The sequence below is a fragment of the Treponema sp. C6A8 genome, from assembly GCF_000619925.1.
Classification (GTDB): Bacteria; Spirochaetota; Spirochaetia; order Treponematales; family Treponemataceae; genus Treponema_D.
The window spans coordinates 96,362-119,502 of record NZ_JHVB01000009.1 but is presented as its reverse complement, the minus strand read 5'-3'; the positions used below and the strand labels follow the sequence as shown (position 1 = coordinate 119,502).

The 23,141-nt window shown below is 43.5% G+C and carries 20 protein-coding genes and 1 tRNA gene; 11 read left to right on the top strand and 10 right to left on the bottom strand.

Annotated features, from left to right (window positions below):
• Entirely contained in the window at window positions 1-1,152 is a 1,152-nt protein-coding gene (locus T530_RS14030) for a glycoside hydrolase family 3 protein (protein WP_038074245.1), read from the top strand.
• The gene (locus tag T530_RS0109030) at window positions 1,152-2,363 is read left to right on the top strand and encodes a M20 family metallo-hydrolase (RefSeq protein WP_038074241.1); all 1,212 of its coding nucleotides are present in this window, start codon (window positions 1,152-1,154) and stop codon (window positions 2,361-2,363) included. The genes T530_RS14030 and T530_RS0109030 overlap by 1 nt, the downstream gene beginning before the upstream one ends.
• A 168-nt stretch (window positions 2,364-2,531) precedes the next feature.
• Here the strand turns inward: T530_RS0109030 and T530_RS0109025 are convergent, their stop codons facing one another.
• Both T530_RS0109025 and T530_RS0109020 read right to left on the bottom strand, forming a co-directional pair.
• On the bottom strand, window positions 2,532-3,608 hold the full coding sequence (locus T530_RS0109025) for a phospho-N-acetylmuramoyl-pentapeptide-transferase (protein ID WP_027728726.1): 1,077 nt from the start codon (window positions 3,606-3,608) through the stop codon (window positions 2,532-2,534).
• A 33-nt stretch (window positions 3,609-3,641) separates the two neighbouring features.
• Complete coding sequence (locus T530_RS0109020) at window positions 3,642-5,264, bottom strand: hypothetical protein (protein ID WP_027728725.1); 1,623 nt, start codon at window positions 5,262-5,264, stop codon at window positions 3,642-3,644.
• A gap of 56 nt (window positions 5,265-5,320) precedes the next feature.
• Between T530_RS0109020 and aroA the strand changes: the two genes are divergently transcribed.
• Together aroA and T530_RS0109010 are read left to right on the top strand one after the other, a co-directional pair.
• Complete coding sequence (aroA, locus tag T530_RS0109015; protein WP_027728724.1) at window positions 5,321-6,682, top strand: 3-phosphoshikimate 1-carboxyvinyltransferase; 1,362 nt, start codon at window positions 5,321-5,323, stop codon at window positions 6,680-6,682.
• Complete coding sequence (locus T530_RS0109010; RefSeq protein ID WP_027728723.1) at window positions 6,682-7,881, top strand: DNA adenine methylase; 1,200 nt, start codon at window positions 6,682-6,684, stop codon at window positions 7,879-7,881. Before aroA ends, T530_RS0109010 begins: the two co-directional genes overlap by 1 nt.
• Here the strand turns inward: T530_RS0109010 and T530_RS0109005 are convergent.
• Window positions 7,858-8,883: an endonuclease/exonuclease/phosphatase family protein gene (locus tag T530_RS0109005; protein WP_027728722.1), complete on the bottom strand. Its 1,026-nt coding sequence runs from the start codon at window positions 8,881-8,883 to the stop codon at window positions 7,858-7,860. The two genes, T530_RS0109010 and T530_RS0109005, sit on opposite strands and share 24 nt — an antisense overlap.
• Before the next feature lie 219 nt (window positions 8,884-9,102).
• Between T530_RS0109005 and T530_RS0109000 the strand changes: the two genes are divergently transcribed.
• Window positions 9,103-10,116 carry a LacI family DNA-binding transcriptional regulator gene (locus tag T530_RS0109000; protein WP_027728721.1) on the top strand — a complete coding sequence of 338 codons (1,014 nt, stop codon included), beginning with the start codon at window positions 9,103-9,105 and terminating at the stop codon, window positions 10,114-10,116.
• Here T530_RS0109000 and T530_RS14025 read toward each other — a convergent pair.
• Window positions 10,113-11,096 (bottom strand): alpha/beta hydrolase, encoded by a 984-nt coding sequence (locus tag T530_RS14025; protein WP_051537917.1) that lies wholly within the window; start codon window positions 11,094-11,096, stop codon window positions 10,113-10,115. The genes T530_RS0109000 and T530_RS14025 overlap by 4 nt on opposite strands.
• 68 nt (window positions 11,097-11,164) lie before the next feature.
• Here T530_RS14025 and pyrF point away from each other — a divergent pair, with 68 nt between their 5' ends.
• Window positions 11,165-12,091 (top strand): orotidine-5'-phosphate decarboxylase, encoded by a 927-nt coding sequence (gene pyrF, locus T530_RS0108990; RefSeq protein ID WP_027728720.1) that lies wholly within the window; start codon window positions 11,165-11,167, stop codon window positions 12,089-12,091.
• Window positions 12,092-12,113: 22 nt separating this feature from the next.
• On the opposite strand, the gene rnhA is transcribed toward pyrF, so the two are convergent.
• From rnhA to hisG, 4 genes are all read right to left on the bottom strand, one after another.
• Window positions 12,114-12,563: a ribonuclease HI gene (gene rnhA, locus T530_RS0108985; protein WP_027728719.1), complete on the bottom strand. Its 450-nt coding sequence runs from the start codon at window positions 12,561-12,563 to the stop codon at window positions 12,114-12,116.
• Window positions 12,564-12,572: 9 nt separating this feature from the next.
• Window positions 12,573-13,265 carry an SGNH/GDSL hydrolase family protein gene (locus T530_RS0108980; protein ID WP_027728718.1) on the bottom strand — a complete coding sequence of 231 codons (693 nt, stop codon included), beginning with the start codon at window positions 13,263-13,265 and terminating at the stop codon, window positions 12,573-12,575.
• Between the two features lie 202 nt (window positions 13,266-13,467).
• On the bottom strand, window positions 13,468-14,079 hold the full coding sequence (gene hisB / locus T530_RS0108975) for an imidazoleglycerol-phosphate dehydratase HisB (protein WP_027728717.1): 612 nt from the start codon (window positions 14,077-14,079) through the stop codon (window positions 13,468-13,470).
• Between the two features lie 155 nt (window positions 14,080-14,234).
• Window positions 14,235-15,107: an ATP phosphoribosyltransferase gene (hisG, locus tag T530_RS0108970; RefSeq protein WP_027728716.1), complete on the bottom strand. Its 873-nt coding sequence runs from the start codon at window positions 15,105-15,107 to the stop codon at window positions 14,235-14,237.
• Between the two features lie 177 nt (window positions 15,108-15,284).
• On the opposite strand from hisG, the gene T530_RS0108965 reads away from it, so the two are divergent.
• From T530_RS0108965 to T530_RS0108945, 5 genes are all read left to right on the top strand, one after another.
• The gene (locus T530_RS0108965) at window positions 15,285-16,208 is read left to right on the top strand and encodes a hypothetical protein (protein WP_027728715.1); all 924 of its coding nucleotides are present in this window, start codon (window positions 15,285-15,287) and stop codon (window positions 16,206-16,208) included.
• Complete coding sequence (locus T530_RS0108960) at window positions 16,192-17,433, top strand: hypothetical protein (protein ID WP_027728714.1); 1,242 nt, start codon at window positions 16,192-16,194, stop codon at window positions 17,431-17,433. The genes T530_RS0108965 and T530_RS0108960 overlap by 17 nt, the downstream gene beginning before the upstream one ends.
• 15 nt (window positions 17,434-17,448) lie before the next feature.
• Entirely contained in the window at window positions 17,449-18,111 is a 663-nt protein-coding gene (locus T530_RS0108955) for a hypothetical protein (RefSeq protein ID WP_027728713.1), read from the top strand.
• 221 nt (window positions 18,112-18,332) lie between these two features.
• Window positions 18,333-20,006 (top strand): 2-isopropylmalate synthase, encoded by a 1,674-nt coding sequence (gene leuA, locus T530_RS0108950; protein WP_027728712.1) that lies wholly within the window; start codon window positions 18,333-18,335, stop codon window positions 20,004-20,006.
• 44 nt (window positions 20,007-20,050) lie between these two features.
• The gene (locus T530_RS0108945; protein WP_027728711.1) at window positions 20,051-21,181 is read left to right on the top strand and encodes an alkaline phosphatase family protein; all 1,131 of its coding nucleotides are present in this window, start codon (window positions 20,051-20,053) and stop codon (window positions 21,179-21,181) included.
• Window positions 21,182-21,268: 87 nt separating this feature from the next.
• On the opposite strand, the gene murD is transcribed toward T530_RS0108945, so the two are convergent.
• Window positions 21,269-22,840 (bottom strand): UDP-N-acetylmuramoyl-L-alanine--D-glutamate ligase, encoded by a 1,572-nt coding sequence (murD, locus tag T530_RS0108940; protein WP_051537916.1) that lies wholly within the window; start codon window positions 22,838-22,840, stop codon window positions 21,269-21,271.
• A 53-nt stretch (window positions 22,841-22,893) separates the two neighbouring features.
• Window positions 22,894-22,979: transfer RNA gene (locus T530_RS0108935), tRNA-Leu, on the bottom strand.
• Window positions 22,980-23,141 lie beyond the last annotated feature (162 nt).

Below are 23,141 nucleotides of genomic sequence, written 5' to 3'. Positions count from 1 at the left end.
ATGAAAAAACATATAGTTCTTCTTATATCTTCTGTTCTTTTCTTTTTTACCGCTTGTGCAACCTTAAAAACAGACATAGAAAATTCCTCAGATACAAAAATTACAAAAAAAGCTGAGCAGCTTCTTTCAGAAATGACTCTGGAAGAAAAAGTTGGTCAGCTTTTTGTGATTCAGCCCGATCAGCTGGATTTGAAATTCGGTAACGTAAAGGCATATAAATACTGGAAATCTTTACCATCATCACAGAAAAAAAATCTTAAGAAATATCCTGTCGGCGGCTTTATCATTTTTGGAATGAATATTAAATCAGAAAAACAGCTGAAAGCCCTGAATGCTCAGCTTAAGGCTGCCTGCAAAATCACTCCTTTTATGGCAGTTGATGAAGAAGGCGGACGTGTTGCCCGTCTTGGAAATACTAAGGCTCTGGGGCTCAAAAGACTTCCTTCCATGGAAGATATCGGTGCCACAGGCGATGTAAAAAAAGCCTATCAGGCTGGCGAATATATCGGAAGTTACCTTAGTGAATACGGTTTTAACTGGGATTATGCTCCTGTAACTGACGTAAATACAAATCCTGAAAACCGGGTAATAGGAAACCGGGCATTTGGAAGCGACCCCAAACTTGTTGTTGACATGGCAAATGCCTATCTTGAAGGACTTCACGCTCATAATGTTATGGGCTGCATTAAACATTTCCCGGGACACGGCGACACAAAGGATGATACTCACGAAGATTTTGTTTATGTTGCCAAAAACTGGGAAGAACTTAAAAAGTGTGAACTTATTCCATTTGTAAATACATTTAAAAATGCTGACAGCGTAATGATTGCTCACGTTACGGTTCCTGCCGTTTCTGGTGAAGAAGTTCCTGCATCACTTTCTAAAGAGATGATTACAGGAAAACTTCGCAATGAACTTGGCTATAAAGGACTCATTCTTACTGATGCTTTGGGAATGGGTGCAATTAAGAAGCATTATGGTTCTGCCAGTGCTGCTATAATGGCCTTTAATGCCGGAAACGACGTTATCCTTATGCCGGCTGACTTCTACAATGCCTGGGACGGTATGGTAGCAGCTGCAAAAGACGGTAGAATTTCGGAGAAAAGACTTAACGAGAGTGTTTTGAAAATACTTAAAATGAAGGGATATTAATGACAGACATACGTACTTTTATGAATGAAAACCGCGGTCTCGCGATTGAACTTGAAAAACTTCTTACTTCTATTAAAGCAATGGCTCCACAGAATGGTGGTGACGGCGAAAGTGAAAAATGCGCTGCCCTGAAAAAATGGCTCTTTTTACACGGCTTTGAGCATCTTGAACAGTTTGACGCTCCTGACAGCCGCGTAACTTCGGGCGTTCGTCCTAACCTTGTTGCAACAATTCCAGGTCAGAGCGACGAACACACTGTATGGTCTATTGCCCACATGGACGTTGTTCCTACAGGCGACCTTAAACTCTGGAATACAAATCCTTGGGAATGTGTTGAAAAAGACGGAGTTTTGTACGGACGCGGTGTAGAAGATAATCAGCAGGGATTAGTGTCTGGCGTTCTTGCTGCCCTTTATTTTATTCAGAATAAAATTACTCCGGCTTATACAGTAAAACTTCTTTTTGCCGCTGATGAAGAGTGCGGAAGCGACCTTGGTATGGTTTGGCTTTTGAAAAATACAGACCTCTTCAAAAAGCAGGATTTGATTTTGATTCCTGATGGCGGTGACCCTAAAGGTGAAACAATCGAAATTGCAGAAAAGAACCTTATGTGGCTGCGCGTTCACGTTCTGGGAAAACAGACTCACGGTTCACGTCCTGACAGCGGTGCAAATGCCTGCCTTGCTGCAAGTGAACTTGCACTCAAAATTAACGGTCTTGAAAAGGTTTTTGATAAACGCGATCCTCTTTTTGAGCCGCCATATTCAACCTTCCAGCCTACAATGCGCCTTAAGAATGTAGACGGCATCAACATCATTCCGGGTGAAGACGTAAGCTGTTTTGACTGCCGAATCCTGCCATGTTACACACTTGCCCAGGTAAAGGAAAAGGTAGATGAAATCTGTTCTGAAGTTGAAAAGAAATATGGTGTAAGAGTGGAATACGAAGTTCCTCAGAAATCAGAATCTCCGGCAACTTCTTCTGATGCTCCTGTCGTAAAGAAACTTTCTGAAGCCCTTAAAAAGGTTCACGGAATTGATGCCAAGTGCATCGGTATTGGTGGCGGAACAGTTGCGGCTGAACTTCGCCGCGAAGGAATTGACGCTGCCGTTTGGAGTACCCTTGATGATCAGGCACATCAGCCTAATGAATACTGCAAGGTTGAAAATCTGCTGGCAGATGCAATGACACTGGTAGAAATGTTCAGGTAGGTAAAATAAAAATGCTTTCGTGGGGAACTCTGTTTTGTTCCGCCGAGAAATGCAGGGACGCGGTATGAATAAGAAAGCCTTATTCGTTACCGCGTTTTTTTTATGGGTAACGTTCTGCTAGCGTTTCTATGCTGCACAAAACAGAGTTTCCCACTAAGTTCTTTTCTACTACCTGATCTTAAAGAACATTCCTAATAAGATAATAGAAATAAGTATCTGCATCATCATGAATTTCAGGAGAACCTGGGTCGGTGACCAGCCGTGATTCTTTCTCATGTGGTCGTGAAGAGGGAAGCGGATTGTAGAGAAAATCTTAATCTTAAAGAAGCGGAGAAGGAATACTTTTAAAAGTCCCATACCGCCATTTATGAAGATGATGAAAGAAGTTGCAAGAATCAGGAAAGGATTGCAGCTTGCCATAACGCAGGCGCCGATAAAGAAGCCTAAAGCGCGGCTTCCTGCATCACCCATAAGGCACTGACTTGGGAAGGCATTGTGCCAGAGATAGCCCATTACAACACCTGCAAGGGCAAAAATCATAACAGCCCAGCGTGCGCCAAAGGCAAAGTGAGGAACCAGAAGGTAATCTGCAATATCCTTGTGTCCAAGAACAAAGTAGAAAACGCAGCCTAAGGTCAAAAGGGCTGTAAGAACAAGAGTTCCGGAAAGACCGTCAATTCCGTCCGTACAGTTTGTAGTGTTGATGGAAGCCCAGATAAGAACTGTTGAAACAATTACAAATACAACTTTGTTTACTGCAACCTGATTTGTCAGGAAAGGAAGCCAGAAGCGTACAATGCCGTCCTGACTTGTAAGCTTGAGAGCATCATAAATTACAAGTGAAGCTGCAATACCAATTACCAAATCAAGGGCACCCTTAAGATATTCACCCCAGGAAGAAATGCTTCTGTCATCCAGGAAACCTGTAAGCATTGTAAGCCAGGTCAAAAGAATTATTGCTGTCTGGGCAAAGGACATAGGAATAAGAAGGAAGCAAAGGATAACAAAAATTGTAATGAATACGCTGCCGGCCCCAGTCGGTTTTCCCTTTGCGGCTTCTGCATTTTCCTTGATTGTGAATTCACGTCCGCGATCGTGCGGCAGAATATTGTAAAAATGCGGAATGAGAGTCATCGAAAGAAAGAATCCCAGGTAAAGCGCAAGAACAATCAGGACTGTGTAGGATGTAAAAAGTCTTGCCGGTCCAAAAAATTCTTTTAAATACTGACCCAAATAATAAAACATAAAAAACCTTCTATAAAAAATTAAGAAATTGAATTATATACTTATGTGAGACATTCCTGTAAAAATCAGGGAAACATTATGTTCTTCACAGAAATCAATCAGTTCTTTGTCATCAACAGAACCGCCGGTTTCTATGATTGTAGAAAGTCCAAGATTTACAAGTCGGATAATCTCTTCTCCAAAACGGATTTTTTCATCACAAACCAGAACGTCCGCAATAGGGTTGTCTGTCGGATTAAAGTCTGCATTACCGTTGTGCATGATTGTTGTAGATGTAACGTGGTAATGAACTTCTCCCAGCGCCTTTTCCATTGAAGGACAACCCTGCGAAATACCAACAACAGCATTCTGCTTGATAAGAATTGCACTGTAGGAACGTGTTTTAAGAGCCAGCAGCATACCAAAAGCCAGTTCATCAGATTTAATTTGAGAAGGTCGGTTTTTAGTTTTGATATACCAGTGGTCAAAAAGTGAGCTTTCGTTTGTCTGAATCAAAAATCCTCCGAAAACGAAACGCGCCTCAAAATCTGAACGGTTCTGTTTTGTAGAATAGATTAATTTCAGATTTTTATTCTGTGCAAAAATCTTTTTTGCGTCATCTGTAAAATCAGGGGCAACTATGGCTATGAATTTGCCTTCCATAATTTTTGTTGCGGCATTCTGATCGATGACTGCCGAACAGCCCAAAATTGCGTCTTCAACATGCTGGGTATCGTAAATGTAAGTTTTGGCATAAGAATCAATTATGTTTGTAGCAATTGAAGCGCCCAGAATGTTTCCGAATTTTATTGCAAAGGTAAAGACAGTTCCCGCAAGAGGGGTAAACTGAGTTGTAAAATCATAATTATCAACGTTGGTAGAAGGAACTGTAAACTGAGTTTTAAGATTTGAATAAAGGTTATTAAGAATTTCCCAGCTTAAAGAAATGTCCTTGAAAAGCGCGTAATCCAGGTCCGGGAAATTACAGTTTGCAAAGCTTGAATATTCTTTTTCTTCCGGAAGTTTGTAAAAAGCGGCGGCCTGCTGTCTGTTGGTTCCGTGTTTCAAAAGGGCCTGGAACTTAAGCGGGTAGCAGGCATACATAGGGAAGGATTTTTTATGCTTGGTGTTATGCATAAGAGAGCCTGCAACTCCCGAATCGTAAGCAGCAACAAGATTCAAGGCCTTCTGTGCAATATAAGCTCTGAAGTCTGAAGTGATGTTGTCAGTTTTGAGCTGAATCATTGCTTCCTTGTAGTCGGCAGGATCTGTAAGAACAAGAACGTTTTCGTGGTTGTAAAAGGCATATCTTAATATAGAAGAAATGCGGTAATCACAGGTTTTGATGTCAAAACGCTGGGCGCCCATATAATAGAAAGGTTCCATGTTGATGCAGACAATGTAGATGTTGTTTTCGTTCATATCTGTCTGCTGGTTAATTGCAGTGTCTGAATCAAGGCTTGTACTTACAATGTTTGTGATTACTTTTGAAATGTCGTGAGCATAGGCAATATCAGCCGAAAGCGCCATTTCACGTGTTACCGGGATGTGGTTTTTTCTGAGCAGTTCCTCAGTTTTATTGGCAGTCATAATTGTCCAGCCGGACGCAGCAAGATACTGTGCAAATTCTACAATACCGTCAGTGTCTTCCACGTGAATTAATGCTCTTTTTGTCATGTAATAATTCTATCAAATAATAGGAAATTTTGAAAGTTTTTGTTACAATGGGCACTATGAAAATTAGTTCTCAAAAATCGTCTCTTTCAGGACACGTAAGCGTTCCTGGTTCAAAAAGTCATACAATCCGTGCCTTGATTCTGGCAACTCTGGCAGACGGCACTTCGCATATTAAAAATCCACTTCCAAGTAATGACTGCCTTTCTACCGTACAGGCCGTAAAGCAGATCGGTGCCGAAGTTATAGTTCCTGAAGCATCGGACAATAAATCAAGTCAGCCTGCTGTCTGGACTGTACGCGGAGCCGGAAAAAATCTTCATCTGCCAAAAGATGTGATTGATGTCGGCAACTCAGGCTCCCTTATGTATTTTTTGTGTCCTGTTTTATCAACCTTGGCCGGTGACTGTACTTTTACCGGAGACGAATCAATCTGCAAGCGTCCTGTAAATCATCTGATTGACGCCCTTAATCAGCTTGGAGGAAATGCAGCCTGCCTGCAGCCGGGCTCGGTAACTCCTCCCTTTAAGTTTGCAGGTCCGATTGATGTGAACAAAACTCTTACAACTGACGGAAAACTTTCCCAGTACATCAGCGGTTTTATGATGGCAACAAGCCGCTTGAAAGGCACTCTTCATATTAATTTGACTGACCCGAAAGAAACTCCTTACCTTACAATGACAAAAATGTGGCTTGAAAGCGTCGGAGTGCCTTGTACAATCAGCGAGGATTTCAAGAAAATCACAGTTACCGGCCCTGTTGATATTAAGGCTTTTGATAAAACTGTTCCATCTGATTGGGAAGCCGTTGCCTTTCCTCTGGTAGCTGCCCTTATCAGCGGAAGCGAAATTGTAATTGAAGAAATTGACGGTTCTGGCAGCCAGGGTGACGACAAAATCGTAGAAGTTTTGCAGCAGATTGGGGCTGACATTGAATGGAATAAAAAAGACTGCACTCTTACAGTTCGCGGAAAGCAGGGCGGAAAAGTTTTATCTACAAAGAACTGCCCGAACGGCCAGTTCCGCGTTACAATTTCTCCATTCCCGGATGCAATCTGCGCCCTTGCGGTAATTGCCTGCTTTATAGAAGGCACTACTATTATCACTGACGTTGAAATCTGCCGCAAAAAGGAAACTGACCGCATTGAAGCAATGAAGACTGAACTCCGCAAGCTTGGCGCTGACGTGGAAGAAGGCGAGGACTGTCTGATTATTCACGGCCACGAAGGCGGAAAAGGACTTCACGGCGGAGAAGTTGAATCATTTAAAGATCACCGTATTGCAATGAGCCTTGCCTGTCTTGGACTGGGGCTCCCTGCCGGCGAAAGTGTAATCATCAACGATGCTGAATGCTGCAGTGTTTCCTTCCCAGGCTTCTTTGAAGTTATGAATTCAATTGGTGCAGGCTTTAAGGTTCTCTAATGTCGGAAAATAAGGCTGAAAGCCAGGCTTACCTTACAGAACAGCTTATCACATACCTTGGAAACAAGCGTGCCCTTCTGCCTTTTATCGGGCAGGGCATTTCTATTGTTCAGAGTGAGCTTGGCCGCAAGAAGCTTTCCTGCCTTGACCTTTTTTCAGGCAGCGGAATTGTTGCCCGTTATTTGAAGCAGTTTGCAAGTTATATTGCGGTTAATGACCTTGAAAATTATTCCTGCATCATTAACCGATGTTATTTAGCTGATAAATCTGAAGTTCCTGCCGCCCGATTGGCTCAAATACATGACGGCTTGACCCAAAAACTTGAGTCAGAACTTGCAAGGCTCCAGGGGATGCGGGCGGCAGGAAATCATCCTGTGCCAGGCTTTATTACAAGGCTCTATTCCCCTGCGGACGAAAACAACATTCAGAAGAATGACCGCTGTTTTTATACAACCCGGAATGCAAATTATCTGGACCTTGCCCGCCAGCTGATAGACTCTGAGGTGCCAGAGGATGTCCGCCACTTTTTTATTGCGCCCCTGCTTTCTGAGGCCAGCATTCACGCAAATACTTCGGGCGTTTTTAAGGGCTTTTACAAAAACTCAAAGACAGGAATCGGACAGTTTGGTGGAAACGGAAAAAACGCCCTTTCCCGCATTCTTGGCGATATTGAATTAAAGCTTCCTGTCTTCAGCGAGTTTGAGTGTCCGTCCCGTGTTTTTAACATGAATGCAAATGAACTGGTGACACTGCCGGAACTCTATGAGGCTGGGGCAAGCGGTAATTTTGACGGCACTTTTGATCTTGCCTATTTTGATCCGCCATATAATCAGCATCCTTACGGCTCCAATTATTTTATGCTTAATTTGGTTGCCTCTTACAAGGAACCAGATACAGACTGCATCAGCCGGGTTTCTGGAATTCCTTCCGGCTGGAACCGTTCGTCTTACAATAAAAAGCGTCAGGTTGCCCAGGCCTTCCTGGAGCTGGTAAAAAATGTCCGCGCCCGCTATGTGCTCATTTCCTTTAATTCAGAGGGCTTTATCGGCCGTGACGAAATGATTGAGCTGATGAATCAGTGCGGTTCTGTTCGCGTGCTGGAATCTGACTACAATACTTTCCGGGGCAGCCGCAACCTTAAAGCCCGCGATATTCACGTAAAGGAATACCTCTTTTTAATAAAGAAGAATATTTGCTAGGACCGGAAGATGGTCTGAGTAGCCGCTGCCACTGTAGATTTTATAGGCGACAGGTATTTTGTCCTGGTCTGCCCAGGGCTCTTCTGCTTTCGGGGCGAAACTTATAAACCTTGCCTGACCCAAAGTGAAAATATGATCGATTCTCCCCCAGCTGCCTTTGTAAAAATAGCTTCCGATTGGTGTCGCGTAGCCGCCGTCCGCTTTGAACCAGGGAGAGCGGGCTTTTACGTGGGAAGGGGAGCCTGAAAGACTGGCATTTCTGAAAATTGTATTGGCGCTGTCTTTGCCTCCTGAAAAATCCAGAATGAACTCATCTGCATTTCGGTTAAAATCTCCGCAGATTACAGCCCTGCCGCCGCGAGCCCTCAGGACTTCAAGCCTGCCTGCAAGTACAGATTCCTGCCAGTCCCGCCAGATTTCAGATTCATATTCCCCGCCAGATTTTGATTTCCAGTGGTTTACAAAAATCGTAACTTCCTGCCCGTTAATATCAGCGGAAACTTCCATAAGGGGGCGGACGGAAGGCTGCTTTTTACTCTGACTTCTGATATCGATTGAATGACTTTTAATTCCGAAGAGGGGAAAACGTGAAAGAACTGCACAGCCTATTGCACTTTCTTCTTCTTTTGAAAAACAGCTGTAGGTCCAGTTATTACGGGAATCCCAGGATTTTCCTGCCAGCTGATTTGAAATGTCATAAATCACGCCTTCGTTTTCAATTTCTTCCAGTACACAGATGTCTGCATTTATGCTGGTAAGAACATCGCAGAGTCTTGTAAGTCTTGCAATATATTTGTCGTTTGACCATTTTTCTGAAGATTTATATTCCTTGTATTCGTTTCCGTCCGTCTTGCCGTCAAAAAAGGTCTGAACATTCCAGTTTACAATGGAAAATCTTGCTTCACTGCCGCCTGTCGCCGCCCTCTTCCCCTCATCGCATTCATTCAATCCGCATGAAATAAACGTCATCCATATAAAAAGTCCAAAATAAATCCGCTTCATTTTTCCTCTCAAAATATTCTTAAAATACTCTTTGCCTTGCAAAGAGTGCTAGTGGGCTAGGGAAATTTACATTGTAAAAATCTTTTTTAGCCCACGTATAATATAGTCGCCGACTGTGAAAATTCGGAAGTCAAAATCGGAAATAGTTAAAAAAAAATTATTTTACTTTTTGCAATATTACGTTTACAATTAAATGTAACGATAAACTAAGGAAAAAGTATGCTCACTCTCAAAGACATTGCAAAGGAAGCCGGCGTAAGTGTTATGACGGTTTCTAACGTCATCAACGGAAAAAAATCAAAGGTTTCAAAAGAGACAATAGAGCGCGTTCAGAAAATCATTAAGGATATGCATTACACACCAAACCTCAACGCGCGTTCCCTTGCCAAGCACGAATCCCGCCTGATTGCAGTTTTTGTGAGTACTTATGTTTCCGCAGAAAATGTATTCAAAGACCCTTATGTCAGCGACCTTTTTGGTGAAATTGAAAGCGCAATTCACGAAAACGGCTACTATACAATTATTCAGACAGTCGATGACCGCCAGCATGCAATAAATCTGCTGCAGAACTGGCAGGCAGACGGGGCAATTTTTATTTCGGATCAGAACATTGATGACATGAAGTATTACACGGAATACTGCCAGTGCCCGCTGGTTTTTATTGACAGCATGAATACTTCCGGCGCCGATTATATGACTGTTGAAATCGATGACAAAAAGGGCGGCTATCTTGCCACAAAATATTTGATTGAAAACGGGCACAAGAAAATCGGCTTTGCAGGCTTTCTGGACCAGAAGGATTCTGTTATCAAGGAACGCTATAAGGGCTATGTAAAGGCCATGCAGGAATCGGGGCTCAAGAAATTCATAAAGCAGATTCAGACCGCTACCGGCTATGAAGATGGAATTTCATGGGGAGCGGCTCTTGCCAGAAAGGAAATGGACCTTACTGCTGTCTTTGCAACTGCCGATTTGTTTGCATTGGGGCTGGTGGAAGGCGCCAGACAGGGCGGACTTTCTGTTCCTCAGGATTTATCTGTTGTGGGCTTTGATAATCTTTCCTTGTGCCGTTTCGTTTCTCCACGTCTGACTACAATTTCTCAGGATATTTCTCACAAAGGAAGGGCTGCGGTTGAGCTTTTGCTCAAGGCAATTAAAAAGGAAGAAATTACAGAAAAACGAATTGTCTGTGACCTTTCCCTTGAAGAACACGAAACTGTCAGAAAAATTTAAAGGAAATATTTTTTCAGAAAATTATCAACTGTAAGCCAGTAGGCAAGTGGGGCTGTAAAAGCTGCCCTTGCGTGCTGGGCCTCTTCAACTGCAAGCGCTTCTTTCGGGCAGGCAGCAGTTTTATAAACCACATCCAGCATATAGTAAGGCACGTAAGTATCAGCCTGCCCGTGAATAAAGAGGGTTGGAATAGAAGAATTTTTCAAATCATCTTTTGCAGAAACCTTGCGGCAGTCAAAACCCAGCTTTCTTTTTATGTAAAGATTGAAGTAAGGCATCAAAAGCTTACCCGGCAGTTTGTAAAAGGTATTCATCTGATAGACAAATTCATCCCAGGCAGAAGAAAAACCGCAGTCTTCAATACAGCAGATTACGTTCTCAGGTAAATCAAGGCCTGTTGCCCTCATAACAGTTGAGCCGCCCATGGAAATGCCCCACAAGACAATTCTGGCCTGGCTGTCCAGCTTGCAGATATATTCAATCCAGCTTTTTACATCCTGTGGTGTAAAGGCAGACATATCAATAAAATTGCCCTGGCTCCATCCGTGGCCGCGCTGACCTGGAACAAGAGTGTTGAAGCCATTTTTATAAAAGTGCTCTGCATATGGAGATACACATTTTGGGCTGTCTTTAAAGCCGTGCATGAGAATTGCGTAGTTATGATTGTTTTCTTTTAGTGCAAGATAGGCTTTTAGCTGCAGGCCGTCAAAGCTTGTAATTTCCACCACTTCCGAAACCGCCTTTAAAAGAGGATAGCAGCGGTCTTTTTCTTTCTGATTTAATATTTCTGCCTGGTTAGTTCCAGTGTAAGGCGGATGACGTTCCTGCACAAAAAGAGGAGAATCAGGCGCATTTTCCGGCGGAAGCTGGCGGAAGGCTGTATGAGTAAAGTAGACGCATAAAAGCTGAAGAAGGATATTTAATACTAAAATTACGCTCAGCGTGATTATTAAAGGCTTTCTGATTTTCTTAAAGTTCATATTTTATATTATCGGCCTGAAGAAATTTTTCTATTCAATTTTTTCTATATAATTGATATATTTAGCGCATGAATAAACACAATATGCAGCGCCTTCAGGAACTTGCGCTTAAAAATGGTCCACTTTGCGTTGGTCTGGATACCGATCCTTCTTACATTCCGGAAAATATCCTTAGTCAGTATGATTCGCCGGCCTCGGCTGTTCTTGCTTTCAACAAGGCTTTGATTAAACGCGTGGCAGAAGAAAATGCTGCCTGCTGCTTTAAGGTTCAGATTGCATATTATGAGGCAATGGGAATTGAGGGAATGAAGGTTTTCTCAGAGACTTTGAAGGCTGTCCGCCAGTCTGGTCTTGCTGCCATTTCTGATATTAAACGCGGTGACATTGCGGCTACTGCCGGTGCTTATGCCCGCGCTCATTTTTCTGGTGATTTTGAAACTGATTTGATTACTGTAAACCCTTATATGGGCTTTGATACCCTTAAGCCTTTTACTGAATGGTGCAGTCCGGAAAAAGGTGGAAAAGGCGGATTTGTTTTATTGTGTACTTCTAACCCTGGTATGGTTGATATTGAACATCAGAAGCTTAGTGAAGGCGGACTTTTGCTTGAAAGAGTAGGTGATGAACTTGCCAGAATAAGTGATGAGTTTAAGGCTTTCTATCCAGACCAGACCTGTGGTGTAATGGGTGCTGTAGTCGGCGCTACCCAGGAAAGCGATGCAAGATGGATTCGCGATAAGTACCCGGAGATTTTCTTCTTGATTCCAGGTTACGGAGCACAGGGCGGCGCTGCACGTATTGCGGCAACCCTTCTTGATAAGGCAGGCGGCGCTGTAAACTCTTCCCGCGGTATTTTGTGCGCATGGAAAAAGGATGAAAAAATTGCTTCTGCCCGCGATGCAGGAAAACTTACAATGGAAGACATTGTTGAAGCAGCTGTAAGAGCCAGCCTTTTCAGTAAGGAAGACTTACTCAAGGCCAAGACTGACTTGTAAAGCAAAAGCTCTGCCTTATAATTTACTCGAATTTTGCGATTTCTGACTGGCAGAGCTGATCGCAGACTTCGTTGTACTGGATGCCTGCGTGGCCTTTTACCCAGTTCCAGGTGACTGTCAGCTGGGAATTAAGGGCGTCCAGCTGCTCCCATAAGTCCTGATTTTTTACAGGCTTTTTGTCTGCCGTTTTCCAGCCCTTTGCCTTCCAGGATTTTATCCAGGTAGTGATGCCGTTTTTTACATACTGGCTGTCGATGTTTACGGTTATCGGGCGGCCTGCAAAGGTCGGTGTGTTTTTTACGACGCTAAGCGCTGCGATTGCGGCGCAGAGTTCCATGCGGTTGTTTGTGGTAAGCTTTTCGCCGCCGCTCAGCTGTTTTGCTACGCCGTCAGCAATAACGACGATTCCCCAGCCGCCAGGTCCTGGGTTTCCATGGCAGCCGCCATCTGTATAAATTACGATTTCGTTCATTTAATTTTCCTAGAATTCTTTTTTGAGATTTGGGATTTCTTTAATCCAGATTTCTGACATAAAGCGGTAGCCCTCTTCATTCGGATGGATTCCGTCCTGACACATGAGGTCGTCAAAATGACCTGTGGCAAGCATAGGCTCACGCATATTTACTGTCTGAACATTGTTCTTTTTTGCGTATTCCGCAAGGGCATCATCGTAACTCTTCTGATTTTTGAAAGGCTTTTCGATGTCGCCGCCAAGGAAGTTGAGAATGTTTTCTTTGTTGTGTCCGTTTGTAATGTGATTGAACCAGCGTTCTGCACACAAGGCAGGGCTAATCATAATTACCGGTGTGATTTTGTGCTCGCGGAGTGTTTTAATCATTTCGTCGTAGATGCGAAGGTAATCTTCAAAGGGAGTTCGCATCTGGTGAGCTTCATTTGGATTTTCGCTGACGAGAGCCCAGTCGTAATCGCTGTCGTTGCCGCAGAATTCTACGATGCAAAAATCGGCAGTTTCGCCACGTTCAAGCATTTTGTTGAGTTTGCGCTGACCTTTGGAAATAACGTTGCCAAAAACTGACTGGTTGTCCATTTCAAAACCCAGAGCCTTCTGGGCAAGGTTCAGGCTGGAATCTTCTATAATATCAAAAAGATGGCCGCTGGCTGTACCGGTTACGGCGCCTTTTAAGATTGAGTCACCGATAACTAAGATTTTCATTGGTAACACTCCCTGTAAAAAATGCGCGAGGGAAGGAAGCGAGGGGCAAAAACATTCTGTTTGTGGAGTGCCGCGAAAGCGGCAATTATTATAGTTACTTATCCACAAACAGCATGTAGCGCGATATCGCGCGGTTTTGAACCTCACTTACTGACCGGGAGCATTTTTTACCTGTAAGTAATATATTATGAAAATATTTTATCTAAATTACGCCTTTCGTACTAGGTACTGTTCCGCCGCGGCGCTCGTCGATTTCTACTGCGGCGCGGATGGCGCGGGAAACTGCCTTAAAAGCGCCTTCAATTTTGTGGTGGTCGCTGCGGCCGCGGATTACGTCGATGTGGAGGTTGCAGCAAGCGGCGTTTACGAAGCCCTGCCAGAAGTCTTCAAAGCAGTCGGTCTGGAAGGTGCCTTCCTTGCCGTTCTGAACTGAAACAAGAGGAATTCCTGTGAGGTTTGCGTTATTTACAAGGTATGGACGGCCGCCAAAGTCTACGGCTGCCTGAACAAGACTTTCGTCCATAGGGTAGATGAAAAATCCTGAGCGGAAAATGCCAGCGCAGTCGCCCAGAGCCTTTTTAAAGCATTCACCAAGAACAATTCCTGTATCTTCGATTGTATGGTGCTGGTCAACTTCAAGGTCGCCAGAAATGCTGCCGGACAAATCAAAAAGCCCGTGCTTGCAGAAAGATTTAAGCATATGGTCAAAAAAACCGATTGGATTTTTTACGTCGCATTTACCGCTGCCGTCTAAGTTCAGGGTAAGTGATATTTGTGTTTCGCCAGTTTTTCTTGTTATAGTTGCAGTTCGCATATTAACCTCCGGTTTTAGGTTCTAGGTTCTAGGTGATAGGTGATAGGGGTTTTAGGGGGTAAGCTTTGCGTCCCCCTAGGCGAAGGGGTGGGTGAAGACCGCAGGGCTGAACCCAGGGGAAGGCTTTCCCCTCCACTCCTATAACCTGTAACCTCTTACAACATAACCTTTCTAAGTTCGTACTCTACAATGTCTGTGGCACCGAGCTTCTGGAGTTTTGGCAGAAGGGTCGGTACTTCGCTTTTTTTAACGGCGATTTTGATAGCGTAACCGTTGCCGCCGAAAAGAGGAGAAACGGTTGGGCTCTTCATTGAAGGGATTCCCTTGATGAGGGTGTCAAAATCTTCGTTTGAGCAGTTCATTTCGAGCATTACGCGGTTGCGGGCGTTCAAAACGGTTTCAAAGAGCATTTTGAGCTCCATGATTTTCTGCTTTTTCTCCGGGTCTTCCATTGCCTTTTTAGAAGCGTACATTCTGGTAGAAGATTCCATCAGAGTGTCTACAATCTTGAGGCGGTTTGCGCGCAGGCTTGAGCCTGTTGAAGTGTTGTCTACAAGAATCTGGGCAAGAGCTTCGTCGTTATCCTGAACAAAGCCTTCGCTGGTTCCCCAGGTGCGGAAAATTGTTCCGTCGATTTTTTTGTCTTCGATGTATTTCTTTGTAAGGGCCTGATATTCGGTTGCGATTGTAACGTGACCTTTAAGAAGCTTGTCGTAATCAACTGTGTCAGGGATAGCGGCAACGATGCGGACAGGGTCAAAGCCAAGATCCATGATTTCTACAACGTCGTCCTGAACTCCGTTTTCGTAAACCCAGTCTTTTCCGCTGAAGCCTACATCTGCCTTGTTCTGAGCCAGAAGGGCACTTGTAATCTGAGGCTTTACAACCTGAAAAGCAAGGTCATCCTGATTTGTGATTGGAAAATAAGTGCGGTCAGGAAGGTAAATTGAAATTCCTACGTCGCTCAAAAGTGAGTAAACTGATTCGTAGATTCTTCCCTTTGCAAGAAGGATTTTAAGTTTTTCCATATCTATGTCCTTAATTTTGTATAAATATGCAATATTTTATCATATTTATACGTTAATTGCTACATGTCAGGCGAGGCTCCCATAACTATAAACAAACTCCGCGGTGATTATAGCAATTTTGCAATTTTTTTTTCTCTATTGTTTCCGAATTTTTATTGTCTGCGGATATATTATAGTATGAAAAGAATTATTTATACTTTGATGCGGATTTTTGCTTTCTGCTGGCTTTTTGCGGGGCTGTCTGCAACTTTTGCAGGCTGTCAGAATTCTTTGATTTCTGATGAAGAAGAAGTTGAATTTATTCTGCCTGAATGGAAGGCTGGGGCAGAATTGCCGCAACTTTCCCGCTGGAAAATCTGCGCCCGTTCTGCCGATTTTGAAAAGGTCTTTTTTCTTGCTGGTGAAGAAAAATCTTTTTCATTTACCCTGAAGTTAAACGAACCTTTTTCTCTTACGGCTTTTCCCCTTACTCGCCTTAGTGACGGCGGGGAAGTTTCTTTTTTTAAGCCGGCGGGGGCGCTTTATCCCTATTTTGCAGGAGGAGATTTTTATTCGGGAAAAGTGTGCTGCCGGATTTCCTGGGAAGGGGGCTTTACTGCAGATGCGATGCAGAAAATCATCAGGAATAGAAAAGAAAACGGCCTCTCTTCTGAAGAACTGAAAAGATTTTTGATGCAGTTTAACTGGAAAAAGATGCAGGAAAAAATTAATCAGAATATTGAGCAGTCAATTCTTTCTTTTGAAAGCCAGGGTGAGTCAAAGCCTAAATTTTATAATCCCTGGCAGATAGATTCCGCTCTTCTTTTGGAAAAGCTTAGCTCTGCGATTTTTGAATCCAGATACTTGAATACATCCTATGTTTTTACTGTAGAAGAGGAACTGGTGGGACTGCAGCAAGATAAAAACCTTCTTTCATCTTTTCTTCCTGAAAATCAAATCATTCAGAAATATCATCTTCTTACACTGAAAAAAAATACTGCTCAAGCTTATATAGTAGAAAATACTTATGCAGTTACGCTTTCTGCAAGCACTGCAAAAAAGGTCTCAGCCGACTTGTCCTACTTGCCGATATTAACAGAAGATTATGAGCATTCGGACTAAATTTATTTGCATCACTTTTGTAATTCTTTCTCTGGGATTTTTTGGCTGTAAGGAAAAGGTTAGCCCTTATGAAAATGAAAGTCAGATTCCAGAACTTTCCATGAAGGCAAAAAACGGAAGCCACACCTGGTATTATTTTACGCGAACCGATTATAAGCCGATTGATAAGATTCAGAATGTTCCTTTTAGTCCTCTTACTCCCTGGACCGAGGCTGTGCGTATTTCCAGCGCCAACTGCGCAACCAGCGAGGGGGAAAATAAGGCCTTTGCAGTGGTGAATCGCCTGGGAATCATCAGCTTTAATGGCGAAGAAAAGCAGCTTTCAAAGGATGAAAATATTTTTACTGACCGTACTGCTGGAAACCTTATTTTTTTGAATGAAACTCCGATTTTTTCTGTTTTTAAGAGCGCCTTTTTTAATGATACGATTAAGGATTATAAATATTCTGCGGCAGATGCCCAGCACCTTTTTTTGATTCAGTTTGATCCTCAGTCGCGTATTTCATATCCAATTATCAACTGCAATAACCTGGTAAAGCTTTCTAATTCTGAAGTGATTGATTATTACTGGGACGGAATTAACTGGACCTGCTGCGTTAAGACCATTTCTGACGTAAAAACTGATTTTACCTACATTAACTGGAAGCCGGTTCCTTCACTTTTGACTTTGAGCCCGGTAAATGCCAACTCAAATATTTCTGTTACGGAAAGTTCACAGGACGAATTCCGCGCCAAAAAAGAGCAGCTGGAATATAAGTTTGCGCCGGAGAGAATTAAAAAACTGCTGGCTGGCTTTTCAAAGAAGACTAATTTTTCAATTGACGTAAAAACTTCGGGCGGTTCTTCGTGGAGAAATTATAAAAACATAGCACAGACGGGCTGGGCTCCTGCGGGAGGGGCAGGCGGCACTGAGGGAAATGCAGGAAGTGCTGGCGCCGGCAAGGAACTTTACGCAACGGCCATTATCGCACAGACCTGGTCCGCTGCTTTATTTGAGGACGGAACTCTCTTTTTAGAGGGGGCTCTTCCTGGCAAGCATATCCTTCGTGGCGGAAAGCCTGTTGCAATCCGCCTTCCAAAGCTTCCTATGGATTACGTTTACTCTGATTTTGTAATTTCGGGTACAACCTTGTATGCGGCATGGGAAGAATCTTCCTTCTATAAAACAGGTCGCGCAGGATTTGTTGAAATAAATTTGAACAAAAGTTTGTATTCTAAGTTATAATAGAATGCGGTGCATTTGAAAAAACTTTTTATTCTGACAGTTTTATCTTTTTCGCTTTTTTCTCTTCATGCAGAAGGCTTTTTTTCTTCTGCTGATTTAACGGCGGAGTTTTCTCCTGCGGTTTACGTTAACCCGGAAAGTTCTCTTGTAAGCGCTCCGAGTCCTGTTATCTACCCGATAAGCATCGGCTTTCTCTGGCCTAATTATACAAAGATTGCCCTTCAGCCGACACTCAGCTTTTTTACTATGTATCACCTCTGGTACGACGGGCAGGCTCTTCCTGCTGAAATAGAAAACCGCACTTCGCAGACCGTAAGCCTTTTGCTGGATATCCCGGCTGTTTTTTCTCTTTACCCTAACGAAAAATCACGCTTTCAGTTTTCTACTGGGCTTGCCTTTTTGATGCGATTTGGAATTCTTGCGGGCGGCGTAAAGGAAACTGATTCGGGCTACACTGGTTCTGCCGGCTCTGATATGGATAAGATTAATTCGTACTTCTGGGATAATGCCCGCTTTCTCTATCTGTCATTTGGCGCTTCCTGGCTTTATGATTTAGTTCCTCATCTGCGTCTGGGACCTGTATTCCACACTTATCTGCCGCTGGGCTCTCTTTTCGCCGGAGAGGGTGCACAGGGAATGATAATAAGCGTAGGGCTTAAACTGAACTTCCATATTTAGTAATACTTTACTGATTTTAGTCCCACTTCAATTGACATAAACTTATAAATATCATATTCTTGAGCCATGAATAAGAAATTGCTACTACTATCTCTATCTTCTCTTTTTTGCTGCAAGCGATAGGTGGTGTGATTTATTCATATTCAGATTAAATTGCAAATAACAAAGACCTGTCCTTGCGACGGGTCTTTTTTTTTTCAAACTAAACTGCGAGGTGTTTTATGAAAAATGTTGAAAAGTACAAGCCATTCCAGCCGATTCCAATCACAAACAGAACCTGGCCTGCAAAGACAATCACAAAGGCTCCAACCTGGGTGTCTGTAGATTTGCGTGACGGAAACCAGGCTCTAATTAACCCTATGGGCGTTGAACAGAAACTTGAATTTTTTGACATTCTTGTAAAACTTGGCTTTAAGGAAATCGAAGTTGGTTTCCCTTCTGCTTCTGATACTGAGTTTAATTTTATGCGCCGCCTTATCGAAGAAAATCACGTGCCGGAAGATGTTACCCTTCAGGTTCTCTGTCAGGCCCGCGAGCATCTTGTAATCCGCACTTTTGAAGCGCTTAAAGGCGTAAAAAAGGCAATTTTCCATATTTATAATTCAACTTCACCGGCTCAGCGCAAGTACACCTTTAATAAATCAAAAGAAGAAATCAAACAGATTGCAATTGACGGCGTAAAATGCGTAAAAAACTGCCTGAAAGATGCCGGCGACACAGATATCCGTCTGGAATACTCGCCGGAAAGTTTTTCTAACACAGAAATCGATTACGCTGTTGAAGTGTGCGAAGCTGTAATGAAGGAATGGGGAGCAAGTCCGGAAAATAAAATCATTTTGAACCTGCCAACAACTGTTGAATGTGCTTTGCCTAACCAGTTTGCAGACCAGATTGAATACTTCTGCCAGAAGATTTCTGACCGCAACTCCTGCATTATTTCCCTTCACAACCACAATGACCGCGGCGAGGGTGTAGCTCAGTGTGAACTTGGACTTCTTGCCGGCGCTGACCGCGTGGAAGGCTGTCTCTTTGGAAACGGTGAACGCACAGGAAACCTGGACATTGTAACTGTTGCCTTGAACATGTACACACAGGGTGTTGATCCTCAGCTGGACTTCAGCAATATCGAACACATTGCAAATGACTATATGCGCCTGACAGGCATGTCAATTCACCCTCGTACTCCTTATGCCGGTGAACTTGTATTTACAGCTTTCTCTGGTTCACATCAGGATGCAATCCGCAAGGGTATGGCTGCCCGCACAAAGATGGAAGACAATGCTGTTTGGGATGTTCCATATCTTCCTATTGACCCGCACGACATCGGACGCCAGTACGAAGGTATTATCCGAATCAACAGTCAGAGTGGAAAGGGTGGTGCTGCTTACATTCTGGAACAGGATTTTGGAATTGTTGCGCCAAAGGCTATGCACCCTGCAATCGGCGAAGTTATCAAAACTGCCGCAGACAAGGCTCAGCGCGAACTTAAGGCCGATGAACTTTACGCAGAGTTTGCAGCCCGCTGGCTCAATACAAAATCACCTCTCAACGTTATCGAAATCTCAGAACGTCATATTGAAGGTGAACGCGGTGATAACGAGCATGAACAGGTAGCATGTATGGCAACTGTTGCCTGGGAAGGCAAAAATTATGCAATCGCTGCTAATGGAAACGGACCTCTTGATGCCTTTGTAAATGCCATGAAGCAGACTCCTGCCCCTCGTTTCAACATCACAAGCTTCCACGAGCATTCTATTGGTAAAGGTTCTGACACAAAGGCTATTGCTTATGTTCAGATTACCAAGGAAGACGGAAATCAGGTATGGGGTGTAGGAAAGAGCTCTAACGTTGGCCGCGCCGGTATTGCCGCTGTGGTAAGCGCCCTCAACTTTTAGCAAATATTTTTGCAGATTTTGAATTCCAGTGATAGAATTAAAGAATGATTACAACTCCAGACTATAACAATTGTATTGTAAACTTCTCTAATTCTATCCTGAAATATTATGGTCTAAAGCCTGGGCATTCTACAATGACGGCTGTAGACCGTGTTCTTTCTAAAAACTACAAAAACGTGGTCGTAATAATTCTTGACGGGCTTGGAATGGATGCTTTAAATCATCATCTTCAGCCCGATGATTTTTTACGCCGCAACCTTAAGGCAGGAATTACTTCAGTTTTTCCGTCTTCTACAACTCCGGGGCTTACTTCATTTGAAACTGCCCAGATGCCGATTGAACACGGCTGGCTTGGTGAAACAATGTTCTTCCGCCAGGAATATAAAATCGTAAACTGTTTTGACAACACTCTTAAGGATTCTTCGGAACCTGCAGGCTTCTTCTATCTTGCCGACTATTATCTTCCAAATGAAAAGCTTGATGAAAAGCTTGCGAAAATCGGAAGGGTGCAGGTAAACCGCATTTCTCCGATGGGAAAAAATCCTTTTGCAAAAATAGACAGCATCAGCGCGAGGGTAAAGCGTGTCTGCCAGTCTAAGTGGAAGAGTTTTACTTTTGCCTACTGTGATGAGCCTTTCTGCACAATGAGGGAAAAGGGCGCCTATCATCCTGATAATACTCAGCTGATAAAAATCCTGAATGAAAAAATGGAAGTTCTCTGCAACAGTCTTAATGATTCTCTTGTTTTGATTACTTCTACCCACGGAATTTCGGATGTTGAAAATATCATGCTTTCAAAAGACAGCGAAATTGCAGAAATGCTGCAGTTCCCGATTTCCATGGAAAGCCGCGCTGTAAGTTTTTATATAAAGCCTGAGTGCAAGGATGCCTTCCGCCAGAAGTTTGAAGACAAATACGGAAACGATTTTATTCTTTATTCTAAGGAAGATATTGAAAAGAAAAATCTTTTCGGTAACGGAGAGCCTAATAAGAACGTTACCGGAATTGGTGATTTTATTGCCATTTCCACAAGTAATAAAGCCTTTATCTGGGACGAAAATTCTCCGTCAAAGATGTGCGCTTGTGGCGGCCTGACCGATAAGGAAGTTAGCGTTCCTCTTATTATCATAGAAAAAGAGGGCGAAAATACTCTTGCTTTTGAGCGACGTAAGTAATGCGGCGGTTAAAAATTTTTCTTAAAAATTTGCAGTGCATGTAACCGCCTGAACCATTCTGCTCAGCAGAATGGTGTTGCAATTATGTTAAAATAATTTCTTTACAGCAGCCATGAACTTTTCGCCGCGGTCAAACTCGTTGTTGAACATTCCGAATGATGTTGCTCCCGGAGAGAAAACGATTACTTCGGAAGTTGCATCAGAAGGAGAATCTGCTCCCGCTTTTGCGGCCTTTTCTGCCTGTTTTACAAGGTTTGCTTTAAGGCAGGTAAGAAGTTCTTCCAGAGAATCAAAATCTCCGTAATAAGTTTTGCCTTTATCATCAAGGGCCGGCAAAATCTTGTCTGTTGCAGTGCCGCTTAAAAAGTAAATGTCCTTTACCGGGTGTTCGCCCTCTTCAGGTTTTGCAAGGACTTTTACCAGCGGATCAAGCTCCAGGCCCTTGTCGGTTCCGCCTGTAACCAGTGTAACCGGCTTTCCGAATGCCTGAGTTGCTGCAGCGGCTGCCTCTGGAACTGTCGCGCAGGAATCGTTGTAGAACTTGTATTCTTTTGAACCGCACTTCCATGAATAAAAATACTGAAGGCGGTGGGTAATTCCCTGCCAGTTTCCAAGAATAGAAATGATTTTTTCTGCCGGCACGTGCATAAGGTACATTACAAGAGCCGCGTTCAAAACGTTGGTGCGCATGTGCTCGCCCGGTACTGAAAGACCTCTCAAAATAACTTCCGGCTTTTCCATCTGTGGAAGGAAAAGCTTTCCAGTAAAGTGTCCGCTTTCATCCTTTTCCTGCCATACGCCGAAGAACTTTGAATCTGAATCTTTTGGTTTTTCTGCGCTGTAGCGGAGTACGGTGGCCTTTGTTTCTCCTGCAAAAAGATTTCCCCAGGTGCCGCCACATGCAGGACCTGTTCCAGGTTCATCGCCGCCAAAATCAAAAATCGAATAGTCACCCCGGCTCTGGTTTGCGTAAATCAGGCGCTTGTCTGCAACGTAATCTTCCATATTACCGTACCAGTTCTGGTGATCCGGCACGATTTTTGTAATTACGGAAATATAAGGGCGCAGGACTCCTCGTCCCCGCAGGTCAGCCAGCTGCCATGAAGAAAATTCAATTACAACCGGAGTGTCGCTGGAAACTTCATCAATAAAAGTCAGCGGGCTAACGGTGATGTTTCCGCCCAAAAAACTCTTGTAGCCGGCCTGAGTCAGACCGTAGTGAATTGCGCTAACAGTAGAAGATTTTCCCTTGCTGCCGGTAACCGCAATAATCGGGCAGTCTGTAAAACGCAGGAAAATGCTCAAATCAGTTTCAATGGCGCGGGCCGCTGCCAGATATTTGTTGCCCTCGTATTTAATTCCCGGATTTTTAATAACGCAGTCGGCATTTTCAAAGTCTTCAATGCGATGCTCGCCCAGGTGGAAGGTCAGGTTTTTAAGTGGCAGCGATTTGTCCGCCATCAGCGCGTCCACAGAAGGCTTAAGCTGCTCGGCAGTCTTCATGTCGGTAGAAATAACGTAAGCGCCCTTTTTCAAAAAGAAACGCACTGCCGCAAGTCCGCCTCCGTTCAAGCCCAGTCCCATAACGGTTACGTGCTTGCCCTTTATATCTTCAATTGATGAAAATGCACATTGAGATGAATACGAATGAAACTGCATAGAAGGTCTCCAAATAAAAAAAAAGACTTTTTCGTTGCCGAAAAAGTCCGTCTTGCCGGGAACCGGGGTCGAACCGGCACGTCAATTGCTTGACACAGGATTTTAAGTCCTGGGCGTCTACCAGTTCCGCCATCCCGGCAAGTGGTTTTAATAATAGTAGAAAATAGTAAAAGTTTCAATCACAGGGCAGTATAAAATTATACAGGTAAAACTGGCGGGAGGGGGAAGAGGGTGAGGCAAAAACATTCTATTTTTGGGTGCCGCGCTAGCGGCCTGTTCAATAGTTTCCAACCAAAAATAG

What these genes read in the sequence shown, in the direction of transcription:
- T530_RS14030 (WP_038074245.1), top strand. Translation starts at nt 1, where the DNA reads ATGAAAAAACATATAGTTCTTCTTATATCTTCTGTTCTTTTCTTTTTT.
- T530_RS0109030 (WP_038074241.1), top strand. Translation starts at nt 1,152, where the DNA reads ATGACAGACATACGTACTTTTATGAATGAAAACCGCGGTCTCGCGATT.
- T530_RS0109025 (WP_027728726.1), bottom strand. Translation starts at nt 3,608, where the DNA reads ATGTTTTATTATTTGGGTCAGTATTTAAAAGAATTTTTTGGACCGGCA.
- T530_RS0109020 (WP_027728725.1), bottom strand. Translation starts at nt 5,264, where the DNA reads ATGACAAAAAGAGCATTAATTCACGTGGAAGACACTGACGGTATTGTA.
- aroA (WP_027728724.1), top strand. Translation starts at nt 5,321, where the DNA reads ATGAAAATTAGTTCTCAAAAATCGTCTCTTTCAGGACACGTAAGCGTT.
- T530_RS0109010 (WP_027728723.1), top strand. Translation starts at nt 6,682, where the DNA reads ATGTCGGAAAATAAGGCTGAAAGCCAGGCTTACCTTACAGAACAGCTT.
- T530_RS0109005 (WP_027728722.1), bottom strand. Translation starts at nt 8,883, where the DNA reads ATGAAGCGGATTTATTTTGGACTTTTTATATGGATGACGTTTATTTCA.
- T530_RS0109000 (WP_027728721.1), top strand. Translation starts at nt 9,103, where the DNA reads ATGCTCACTCTCAAAGACATTGCAAAGGAAGCCGGCGTAAGTGTTATG.
- T530_RS14025 (WP_051537917.1), bottom strand. Translation starts at nt 11,096, where the DNA reads ATGAACTTTAAGAAAATCAGAAAGCCTTTAATAATCACGCTGAGCGTA.
- pyrF (WP_027728720.1), top strand. Translation starts at nt 11,165, where the DNA reads ATGAATAAACACAATATGCAGCGCCTTCAGGAACTTGCGCTTAAAAAT.
- rnhA (WP_027728719.1), bottom strand. Translation starts at nt 12,563, where the DNA reads ATGAACGAAATCGTAATTTATACAGATGGCGGCTGCCATGGAAACCCA.
- T530_RS0108980 (WP_027728718.1), bottom strand. Translation starts at nt 13,265, where the DNA reads ATGAAAATCTTAGTTATCGGTGACTCAATCTTAAAAGGCGCCGTAACC.
- hisB (WP_027728717.1), bottom strand. Translation starts at nt 14,079, where the DNA reads ATGCGAACTGCAACTATAACAAGAAAAACTGGCGAAACACAAATATCA.
- hisG (WP_027728716.1), bottom strand. Translation starts at nt 15,107, where the DNA reads ATGGAAAAACTTAAAATCCTTCTTGCAAAGGGAAGAATCTACGAATCA.
- T530_RS0108965 (WP_027728715.1), top strand. Translation starts at nt 15,285, where the DNA reads ATGAAAAGAATTATTTATACTTTGATGCGGATTTTTGCTTTCTGCTGG.
- T530_RS0108960 (WP_027728714.1), top strand. Translation starts at nt 16,192, where the DNA reads ATGAGCATTCGGACTAAATTTATTTGCATCACTTTTGTAATTCTTTCT.
- leuA (WP_027728712.1), top strand. Translation starts at nt 18,333, where the DNA reads ATGAAAAATGTTGAAAAGTACAAGCCATTCCAGCCGATTCCAATCACA.
- T530_RS0108945 (WP_027728711.1), top strand. Translation starts at nt 20,051, where the DNA reads ATGATTACAACTCCAGACTATAACAATTGTATTGTAAACTTCTCTAAT.
- murD (WP_051537916.1), bottom strand. Translation starts at nt 22,840, where the DNA reads ATGCAGTTTCATTCGTATTCATCTCAATGTGCATTTTCATCAATTGAA.